Origin of the sequence: Burkholderia sp., from assembly GCF_018375725.1 — a bacterium.
Classification (GTDB): Bacteria; Pseudomonadota; Gammaproteobacteria; order Burkholderiales; family Burkholderiaceae; genus Burkholderia.
Window position 1 is genome coordinate 1 of sequence record NZ_JAHACR010000141.1, and the last position, 9,978, is coordinate 9,978.

Annotated in this window: 8 protein-coding genes; 1 reads left to right on the forward strand and 7 read right to left on the reverse strand. The window is 63.6% G+C overall.

What is annotated here, in order from left to right:
- The 7 genes from glmS to KH616_RS15320 form a co-directional block, all read right to left on the reverse strand.
- On the reverse strand, positions 1–1,616 hold a 1,616-nt coding region (glmS, locus tag KH616_RS15290; RefSeq protein WP_292247649.1), incomplete at its 3' end, for a glutamine--fructose-6-phosphate transaminase (isomerizing).
- A gap of 114 nt (positions 1,617–1,730) precedes the next feature.
- Complete coding sequence (locus KH616_RS15295) at positions 1,731–2,273, reverse strand: Biofilm PGA synthesis auxiliary protein PgaD (RefSeq protein ID WP_292247651.1); 543 nt, start codon at positions 2,271–2,273, stop codon at positions 1,731–1,733.
- Complete coding sequence (gene pgaC, locus KH616_RS15300) at positions 2,251–3,522, reverse strand: poly-beta-1,6-N-acetyl-D-glucosamine synthase (RefSeq protein WP_292247654.1); 1,272 nt, start codon at positions 3,520–3,522, stop codon at positions 2,251–2,253. Before pgaC ends, KH616_RS15295 begins: the two co-directional genes overlap by 23 nt.
- Positions 3,519–5,609, reverse strand: a complete 2,091-nt coding sequence (pgaB, locus tag KH616_RS15305) for a poly-beta-1,6-N-acetyl-D-glucosamine N-deacetylase PgaB (protein WP_292247657.1) — start codon at positions 5,607–5,609, stop codon at positions 3,519–3,521. The genes pgaC and pgaB overlap by 4 nt, the downstream gene beginning before the upstream one ends.
- Positions 5,610–5,626: 17 nt before the next feature.
- Entirely contained in the window at positions 5,627–7,681 is a 2,055-nt protein-coding gene (pgaA, locus tag KH616_RS15310) for a poly-beta-1,6 N-acetyl-D-glucosamine export porin PgaA (RefSeq protein WP_292247659.1), read from the reverse strand.
- 111 nt (positions 7,682–7,792) lie between these two features.
- The gene (locus KH616_RS15315) at positions 7,793–8,518 is read right to left on the reverse strand and encodes a hypothetical protein (protein ID WP_292247662.1); all 726 of its coding nucleotides are present in this window, start codon (positions 8,516–8,518) and stop codon (positions 7,793–7,795) included.
- A 74-nt stretch (positions 8,519–8,592) separates the two neighbouring features.
- The gene (locus KH616_RS15320; protein WP_292247667.1) at positions 8,593–9,009 is read right to left on the reverse strand and encodes a hypothetical protein; all 417 of its coding nucleotides are present in this window, start codon (positions 9,007–9,009) and stop codon (positions 8,593–8,595) included.
- Positions 9,010–9,607: 598 nt separating this feature from the next.
- Here KH616_RS15320 and KH616_RS15325 point away from each other — a divergent pair.
- The coding region (locus tag KH616_RS15325; RefSeq protein ID WP_292247665.1) for a class I fructose-bisphosphate aldolase at positions 9,608–9,978 on the forward strand (371 nt) is incomplete at its 3' end.

A 9,978-nucleotide genomic window follows, 5' to 3' on the forward strand; every position in this document is an offset into this window, starting at 1 on the left:
CCGCGCGCATGGACTTCGGCCATGTTGGATTTCAGCTTCTGGAACAGGCGATCGTCCGGCGCGATCGTGACGACCGGCATCGCACGCGTGACGAGCGCAAGCGGGCCGTGCTTCAATTCGCCGGCAGGATAGCCTTCCGCATGGATATACGACACCTCCTTGAGCTTCAGTGCGCCTTCCATCGCAATCGGAAAATGAATGCCGCGCCCGAGGAACAGCGCGTTCTCCATCCGCGTGAAATCGGCGGCCCAGCCCATGATCTGGGTTTCCAGCGCCAGCGCATTGCCGATGCGCGCGGGCAGCCCGCGCAGTTGCGCCAGGTACGTCGCCGCGCGCGCCGCGTCGATTCTGCCCCGCAGCCGCGCAAGCGTCACCGTCAACAGGAACAGCGCCACAAGCTGTGTCGTGAACGCCTTGGTCGATGCCACCCCCAATTCGATGCCGGCCTGTGTCAGGAAGCGAAGCGGCGCATGACGCGCGATCGTGCTCGTCGCCACGTTGCAGATCGCCATCGACAGATCCTGTCCCATGCCGCGCGCATGCTCGATCGCGCCGATCGTATCGGCGGTTTCGCCCGACTGCGAGATGCCGACGACAAGCGTCTGGCGATCGGCGACGGATTCGCGATAACGGTATTCGCTCGCGATCTCGACCTGGGCCGGGATGCCGGCGATGCCTTCGAGCCAGTATTTCGCGGTGAGTCCTGCGTAATAGCTGGTGCCGCAGCCGAGCAGCAGCACGCTGTTGACGTTCGACAGCCACGCGCGCGAGTCGTCCTCCGGTCCGAACAACGCGGGGGAGATCGTGTCCACGCCGGCGAGCGTGCTGGCGATGGCCGTCGGCTGCTCGAAGATTTCCTTCTGCATGAAATGCTGGAACGGACCGAGATCGACATCGCCGTGACGCGCCTTGACCTGGCACAGCGGGCGCTTCGCTTCTCGCCCGAGTGCATCGGCGATCTCGATGCGCTCCGGCGTGATCAATGCGACGTCGCCGTCTTCGAGATAGATGAAGCGATCGGTCAGTTCGCCCAGCGCCGCACAGTCGGAGGCCAGGTAGTTCTGCCGCGCGCCGATGCCGATCACGAGCGGCGAGCCGGCGCGCGCGGCCACGAGCTGCTGCGGTTCGCGGGCGCTCAGCACCGCGATCGCATATGCGCCATGCAGGCGTTTGACGGCACGAATCACCGCATCGAACAGATCGTCGCGATACTCGCTGTGAATCAGATGGGCGATCACCTCGGTATCGGTCTCGCCACGAAATACGTAGCCGCGCCGCTGCAAATCAGATTTCAGCACTTCGTGGTTTTCGATGATGCCGTTGTGCACGACAGCGATCGTGTCGCCCGACATGATCGGGTGCGCGTTCGTTTCGGACGGCGCGCCATGGGTCGCCCAGCGCGTATGGGCGATGCAGGTTCCCGCCTCCAGACCGAGCGTCGTCACGCGTTGCTGCAGGTCGGTCACGCGCCTCAACGTGCGTTCGCTGCGAATGCAGCCGCCGCTTTGCAGCGCGATCCCGCACGAATCGTAGCCGCGATACTCGAGCCGGCTCAATGCCTTGACCAGTTGCGGCACCTGATTGTTCTGGCCGCTTGCTCCGACGATTCCGCACATAGGTCACCTCGTCCAGAAAAATAATCGGCATGCTCGTACGACGCGGCCGGCACTGGCGAGTGCACGTGCCGCCGCGGGCTGACGCAACCGGTGTCCTGGCCGGATGCGCCGTATTCAGGTCTGACGGCGCTCCGGCCCCATGCCGCGCCAGACGGTTTCGCCGGTTTCGCCGGCGGCCCGGTCCCGGGCGTTCGGCACCGTCCATTCGAGCGCGGAAATCAGGCCGTTCGCATCGTGCGATGCGATGAGGATCCGCGAAGTCCGCTTGCCGCCGGGCGTGCCGTCGCTGAGCAGCGACGCGCTCGGCCCCGGCTTCGCCTTGAGGCCCGCCGAGCGCCGCAGCAGCTTCGACACGCGCAGCCGGTACGCAAACGGGTGGACGACACGCGCCGCGATCAGCCATGTGACGAGCGCGCCGGCCATCACCGCGATACAGGTCACATAGAAGACCAGTTGCTCGATCGGCATCTCCGCATCGTTGAACGGCAGCAGGTAACGGTACGTATAGATGCAGATCGATGCCCATACCGCCCCGACCAACGCCGGCCGGAGCAGCCGGAACCACACGATGTGCACGCATCCGGCGAAGGCGCCGCGGTCGGCAATCATCTGGCCCGGGGCGCGCAGGGAGAGGTCAATAATCGGTGCGTTCGTCATGTTGAATTCCTCGGTCGGGGCTGATCCATACGGCACGTTTGCCGCGGCCGCGCAGTACGACGGCGGGCACGGCGACGACGGTGGTGATCATGCTGATCACCCAGAAGGCAACCGGATACCAGACGGTGTCCAGGAAATACATCAGGAGTTTTTCATCGTATCGGCGGTCGATCATGCAGCCGACGATCAGTTGCAGCACGCAGGTCGCCACGAGCAGCATGCCGTGCCAGTGCGGCACGACCGACACATGCCAGTCCTGCGGCAGCGGATAGAACAGGTTGATGACCGCCAGGAGCAGGATGAACGACATCGAGTACGCCCACGCGATGCCGATCAGATACTCCGCGAACAGCGGCCACATCATCATCTGCGCGGGCCGCAGCACGGTGCGCGCGTACTTCAGCAGCACCTGGATGCCGCCCTTGGCCCAGCGCAGCCGCTGGCGGTAGAGTCCCTCGAGCGTCTCCGGCATCAGGATCCAGCTCAGCGCGTGCGGTTCGTACACGATGCGCCAGTCACGGCATTGCAGCTTCCAGCTGATGTCGATGTCCTCGGTCAGCATGTCCGTGCTCCAGAAGCCGACATCGGCGAGCGCGGTCTTGCGGAACATCGTGACGACGCCCGAGACCGTGAAAATGCGGCCGTAGACCTGCTGCGTGCGTTTGATCAGCCCGACGATCGACGAGAATTCGCCGACCTGCATGCGGCCGAGCAACGACGTGCGCGTCCGGATGCGCGGGTTGCCGGTCACCGCGCCGACGCCGGGATCGGCGATGAAATGCTCGAGCATCCATTCGACCGCATCGTGCGCGAGCAGCGAGTCGCCGTCGATGCAGAGCAGGAACTCCGCGTTCGTGACGGCCGCCGCGGTCGTGAGGCCGACCGCCTTGCCTTCGTTGCACGCGTGATGGATGACGAGGAGCCGCGGTATGGTGGCGGCCAGCGCGTTGAGAATATCGCCCGTGCGATCCCGGCTGCCGTCGTTGACCGCGATGATGTCGTAGTTCGGATAGTCCATGCGGTTCAGATGCTCGATCACGGTCCGCACGTTTGCCCCTTCGTTGAAGCAGGGCACGACGATCGACACCTTCGGCATGCCGCTCTGCGCGATCGTCCGCCTCGACAGCACGCGCCCTTCTTCGAGCAGGAAGAAGTGCACGACGCCGCCGATCATCCACAGGTACGACATGAAGAACGGGTAGTAGAAAACGAAATCCTGCAGGCGCTGGATGATGCCGTGAGTCGTCATTTTGCTTGCGCCCCCTGATTTTGCTGCATGTGCATCAGCGCGTTGATCGATGTCGGATCGAGGCGCGACTTCAGCGACATGACAGCGCGCATGGTCTCGAGATTCGGTTCGTCATGCAGGAAATTGTCCGGGTAATAGCCGAAGTTCACCGCGCCGCGGGTGCGCAGCCGACGCATCTGCGTCAGCAGCGTGCGGCTGGGAATCGACTTGCGGGCGTGCCAGTCGTAGGACTGCAGTTCGAACACCGTCTTCGCGAACCCGTGCGGTTTTGCGGCAACGATGTCGATGAGCCGGTCCAGCCATGCGTCGGGATTCGAGGCTTCCTCCATGTAGGGCATCGCCATCAGAGCGACAAAGTCGTACGTGTTGAGGAAATCGTCGTAGTTCTGCGCGTACCACGCTTCGGACGCGGGATTCAGCACCGGCTGGGCGAAGATGTTGCGCGCGGTGAGCACGTCGCCGGCGTTCTGGTTCGCCAGGACGATCTGTTCCAGTTGCCGTGTCAGATCGAGCAGATAGCGCGTCTTCTGCCGGGTCCAGCGGTTCATCAGCTCGGGCTTGGCGCGGATCTTGCCGATGTCGGGCGGCAGCCCCCACTGGGCATAGGCCGCCAGCGCGTGGCGGCCGGCGTCCTCGTAGTCGTCGAGCACCGCGTCGTCGCTGAAGAGAATGCCGCTGAACGACGCGTACTTGCTGAGATCCTCGTAGACCTGCTCGATCATCAGCCGGGCTTTCGGATCGAACGGACTCAGGCGAAAGCCGCGCGTGCCTTTCTCGCGCGCCGGCGCGCCGCCGTATGCGCTGACCGCCTCGACGCCGCTGAATTTCCCGGGCGGCGGACGGAACGCGAGCACGGGCATCCATGCATAGACCTGCACGTTGGACCGCGTATTGATTTGCCATGCCGCGCGTGAGAACAGGTCGGCCCGCATCGGCAGGTGACGGTTCGGAAAATAGACGGACTCCGCGACGCCTGTCCCCTTGGGATCGGCATACGCCTGCAGGTACACCGATTTCGGCTGCATCCGGTAGAGGCGCTCGACGAGTATCCCGAGGTTCCGCTCCTGCTGGGCCGGATCGGGATCGTAGACCTGGTCGAGGTCGATCTGCACGACGCGCTCGACGACCCCGACCGTGCCGCGGTTGGTCGCCGGCTCGCGCATCGAGTGCTCGAATCCGCCGATATCCACGTCGTACATCATCAGAATGCGCCGCAGGCGGTCGAGCGGGACGTCCGGCGTATTCGGCCCGGCATCGAGACTGAACTGGATGTCCATGCCGAGCGATGTCGAGATGTTGCGCACCGGCTGGTTTTCCGCGCCGTACGGCCAGACCATCGAGCGCGCGGTCACGCCGGTGCGTTCGCGGATCTGCCGGATGCAGGTCTGCAGATCGTTGCGCACCCGCGCATCGAACTCCGCATCGGTTTCATAGCGTTTCTGGTCGTCCAGATAGAGATGCGACGTGGTCGCGGGCAGTTGATTGCCCTGCGGATTGGCGGTCGCGCCATGATGCAGGTTGTGCGTGTGGCAGGCGAGCTCGATCAGGTCCGACGCGCCGAGCTTGCGCACTTCGTCCCAGCCCATGAAATATTCGCGAGGCACGGCGATCTTGTCGCTGATGCGGATCGGCGCATCGGCCGGGGCGTCGATCCATGCCGTGACGATGCCCATCACCGCCGGATACCTGAAGCGCTGCAGCAGCGGCAGCACCTTCGTGTAATGGCTGCGATAGCCGTCGTCGAACGTCAGAAGCACGGCGCGCGGCGGCAGCGGCTTGCCGCCATGCCGGGAAGCCTCGATCTGCCTGACGGTCACGGGGTGGTAGTTGTTGCTTTGAAACCAGGAAAAGATCGCGGTCAGCGTGCCGGTGTCGATCGCGTAGGGGTCGGCCATCGTGGACGAAGCGAACGTCGACAGCAGGTTGTCGCGCACGTCGTGCATGCAGATCACGCGAAAGGTCTTGCCGTCGGCGGGATCCGACGGCGGCAACAGATCGATCATCTTCGCGTTGGCCACGCCCGGAAACAGCGAGCATGCCGTGAATGCGCCGAGACATCCGCACATGAAGGTCCGTCTGGATTGCATGGGCCGGTCTCCTATTGCTAGAAGGGGAGGTTGAGCGCGAGATAGCCCGTTTCGGAGCGTTCCCGCGTGCCGTCGTACGCATGGCTGCTGACTTCGATGCCGTAGGTCAGCGTGATGTCGCGCTTGAATGTCCAGGCGTGCTCGAGACGTGCGCTCCAGAGCGCACTGGTGCCGAATCCTCTCTGGTTGTATGCGCCGCCGGACGCGGAGATGCGCTGCCGCAGCGACATGTCGCCCTTCTTCCAGGCCGTCCATTGATGCATGACCGTCGCCGCGGCCGCATAGTCGCGCGACGGATTGAAGTAGGGCGTGTCCCGGCGCGTGTTGCTGTCGGTGCCGAGATTCAGCGACACGTTGACGAACTGGTTCGCGGCGGTGAATACCCGCTGCGTGCCGGTCGCGGCAATTTCCTGGTGCAGGTTCGCATCGCTGTAGCGGCTCACGCCGTAGCTCAGCTTCACCTCGCGGCGATCGCTCTGGCGGTAGGTGACCTCGGCACTCGCGGATCGGCCCCAGATGTGTGCGGCATAAGCCTTCCACGGCAGCGAATTGTCGTTGCTGTCGACCGTGCCGGACACGCTCCAGTAGTCGTTGAAGTCGTAGGAGACGGTGCCGCGGCCGCCGGTGCGCCCGTCGCCGCCGAACGAGCGGGTGACCTCGCCCAGCACCGTGAACGGCCCGCGCCGGTAGTCGCCGCCGATGCCGGTGCGCGTGCGGCTGATGCTGCCGATGTCGGTTTGCGCGTGGCCGAAGAACGTATGGGAAAAGACCCGCCAGTTGTCTCCGAACGGTTGCGAGTACAGATAGGTATCCGATGTGAACGCGTTGTCCGCCAATGCGCTGTTGCCGTGCTCGTAGCTCAGTTCGGTCGTCAGAATCGGGCTTCGGTACGCGTTGTAGTCGCGCTTGAACGCGCGCACCGCGCCGCTGTCCGGAAACGTGCCGTCGAAGGCCACGTCGACATTGCGTGCGGTCCGGTAGTCGTCGGTCGAGAGCGACACGCGGCCGAGTCCGGCGAGGTTCTCGATGCTGTCGGGGTGATCGGTCAGCGTCGCGGTATAGATCGCGATCGCCTGGCGCGGGTGCGACTGATTCGCCACGGCGTCGGCATGGGCGGCGCGCACCTCGGAGCTGAACGGCACTTCCTTTTCGAGCTTTTCCAGCGCGACGATACCTTCGTCGACCTTGCCCGTGTAGATCAGGTATTGCGCGCGCAGCCGGTAGTAACGCAGATAGTCGTCGTTTGCCGGATCCCACGTGTGCACGTCCGATGCAGGCGGCAGCGCGGCGCCCATATCGTCGAGCACCTTGTTGGCGTCGGCGGCGCGCGCCTGGTCGATGTACGCCCAGAACAGTCCTTCGCGCAGCTCGATCGGGCGCGTGCGCGCGCCATACTGGAAACCGCGCGTCGCGCGGTCGTTCGGCGATGCGCTGGCCTGCGTCAGCGCGCGCTGATAGGCGGCTGCGGCCTTTCCCGGTTCGTTCAGGTACAGGTACGCATCGCCCACGCCCGCCAGTGCGTCGACCGAGATCTCCGCATCCGGGGGGATCGTTTCGAACGACGCCACGGCCTTTTTCATCTCGCCGCGCGCGGCGTAGGCCACCGTACGATCGCCCGCCAGTGCCGTTCTGACCGGCGAGTATTCGGGCGTGATCGGCAAGCGCGTATTGAGATCGTCCGCGGCTTTCAGCGCGGCGTCGATCCCGTCGAAGCGATCGGTGCTTGTCATGGCGCGCGCCTTGTCGCGTCCGCCTCGCACCTGCTGGCGGATCGCGATTTCTTCCAGCTGGGCGAGATCGAATGCGGAAAATATGTCAGGCCGGCCCTTGGCTTCGTCGAGCGCCTTGACGGCGCCGCCGCCGGTGGCCAGGCCGAATACTTCGGCGCGTACCGCCGCGGCATCGGCCGGCTGGGTGCCGGAAGGACCGCGAGCTTCGGCGACTTCGGACGAGGCGCCCGAGCCGCCGTCGCCTTCAGCGGCGATGCAGGCGCCCGATGCGATGAGCAGCAGCATCAGCGGGGCATGAAGGAGAATCCGCTGGTTTCGCGGAATGGCAAGGGATTTGCGCATGTGATTGTTGGCCACGGCGTCCTCTCTTTGAAACGGTTAAGCCGGCCGTGCATGGCGCACGCGCCCGATCTGGTGTCGAGCTTGCGACCGACTGGTATCCCCGATTGCCATTCAAAGGCGATTTCGTATGGCCTGCCCGAGCAGCGCCCGGGATTCGCCGTTCCCCGGGTCGAGCGCGAGCGCCCGGCTGGCGCTTTGCTCCACGCAGTGCCATTGCTCGATGTTGGCGCACATCCTCGCCCTGGCGAGCGCGCGGGCGGCATTCAGCTCATTCGGCGTGACGTTTGCCGAACGCGTCGTGCGGGCGGAAGCGCTGGGCCTCGATGCGATGTCGACACGCGCTTTCGAACCGGCATGATCGTGTGCCGCCGGGCGACGCCGGGCATCGGCATACGATTGCCCGATCGGGCTGTTTTTCCCGCTGTTCCGTGCCACACGAAGATCGGACGCCGACCGACGCAAGAGCCGGGCCGGTCGTGTCCCGGCGCTGGCTGCGCTTGGCGGCGCGATCCGCGGCGCGGCTTCCGGCTCGATCACGACGCTCACCGGCGGCTTCATGTCGGACCGCGATGTGCCCGACGTGGCGTGCGTCGCCGTGCCGACCGGCGGTGGGGCGGCGGCGACAGCCTTGCCGGTTTCCGGCCCGGTCGTCCTGATCGGGCCGGAGACGGCATGGGCGCCATTCGCGGGCGCGTCCGCCGCATCTCGTCTGACGTGAGTGAAGATGCCGAAGATCACGGCGAAGGCCGCGAGGCTGAGCGCGGCACTCTTGCCGGGACCCCATGTCGTTCTCGGTGGTCCATCGGAATGGCTGTCTGGCCGATCTGCACGGGTCATGCATCGCTCCTTGATTCCTGACCCGTATCGCGAACGATGTGAACAAAACCGTTCGCGATACGCCGCCGCAACACCTACCACTTCAACTGAGCATCCATCGTGCCCGTCTCGACGATCGCGTACTTCATCTCGCCCTGGTATGTGCCCTCGATCCGGTAGCTCGCATCGGGAACGCTGAACAGACATCGCGATCCGGTTGCATTGAATTCCGCGAGGACGCGGCCGTGGCGCCGCAGCCTCACGGAAACATTGATGAGCGGATTGCCGGTCTGGACCGACACGAACGACACGCCCAGGTTGTATGGACGTCCGTCGGACGGAAGCGGCGCACTACCGTCGATACGGGCATCGCCGCAAATGTATGAAATGACGTATCGCTGTGTTTCCGCATCGGATGCGGATGTTTGAGCGATTGAAGTGGCGCTCGAAAAAATAATTGAAACGGCAGCGATTGAAACGGGGAGCGCGCTCTTTCGAAGCGAAAATGACATTGCGACCTCCGCTTGCCAGTAATTGCAAGCATACATTTCGGGCTGGAAAGCGAAGCGCGATGTTTCCCTTATGCAACAATTCAATTGCATTAAATTGGATCCGGCGCCGCTCTGGGATTGGGTTTCCGCGGAATTGTCCCGAAAAGTAATGGTTGATTGGTATTGCTGTGTATTAATTACATCCAAAAGTCCTGATTAATGAAAATATTTCTTTGTCTGATTTTAAGAGGAATGTCGGCGGATTTAATTAATATTAAATGACGATTGTTATTTGCACTGTGGGAATAATAATGGACGAAAAACGGAAATGTTTTTGGTGTGTGTTGTAACAAGACGTATCGCCGCGCAGGCGATACGCGGTTTATTTTCGCAATATGGTTTTTCGGTTAAACGTCGTACGGAACGAACGGTGATCGTGCGCGGCCCGTCATCCGCATGCGCCTTGCATTCCGGGCGGCCGGCAACAAAGAATTAGGCACGGACGGCAAGCCTTGGCATGTGCGGCAGGCAGCAAGAAAGGCCGCGTGCGGATTGCGAGCGGAATGCCTTGCACGTCTGACGAACGCGAGCCAACGACACAACAGTCATGGAGGGCGACATGAGCACCGGGAATGAGCTTCAGGCGACGGTACAGGCACTCGTGCAGGATGGCAAAGGCTTGCTGGCGGCCGACGAAAGCGGGCCGACCATTGCCAGGCGCTTCAAGACGATCCATGTCGAATCGACTGAGGAGAACCGTCGCGCGTGGCGCAGCCTGTTGCTGACGACACCGGGGCTCGGCGAATTCATCAGCGGCGTCATTCTTTACGAAGAGACGCTGGGACAATGCGCGGACAACGGTCTGCCGTTGCCCGAAGTGGCGGCGCGCCAGGGCATTGTCCCCGGCATCAAGGTCGATGCGGGCAAGATTCCGCTTGCGCATGCGCCGGGCGATGAAATCACGCAGGGGCTGGACGGACTCGCGCTACG

Bases quoted from the DNA above. Each gene is read 5' to 3' on its own strand.
- pgaA (WP_292247659.1), bottom strand. From the start codon at position 7,681: ATGCGCAAATCCCTTGCCATTCCGCGAAACCAGCGGATTCTCCTTCAT.
- pgaC (WP_292247654.1), bottom strand. From the start codon at position 3,522: ATGACGACTCACGGCATCATCCAGCGCCTGCAGGATTTCGTTTTCTAC.
- KH616_RS15320 (WP_292247667.1), bottom strand. From the start codon at position 9,009: ATGTCATTTTCGCTTCGAAAGAGCGCGCTCCCCGTTTCAATCGCTGCC.
- KH616_RS15295 (WP_292247651.1), bottom strand. From the start codon at position 2,273: ATGACGAACGCACCGATTATTGACCTCTCCCTGCGCGCCCCGGGCCAG.
- pgaB (WP_292247657.1), bottom strand. From the start codon at position 5,609: ATGCAATCCAGACGGACCTTCATGTGCGGATGTCTCGGCGCATTCACG.
- KH616_RS15315 (WP_292247662.1), bottom strand. From the start codon at position 8,518: ATGACCCGTGCAGATCGGCCAGACAGCCATTCCGATGGACCACCGAGA.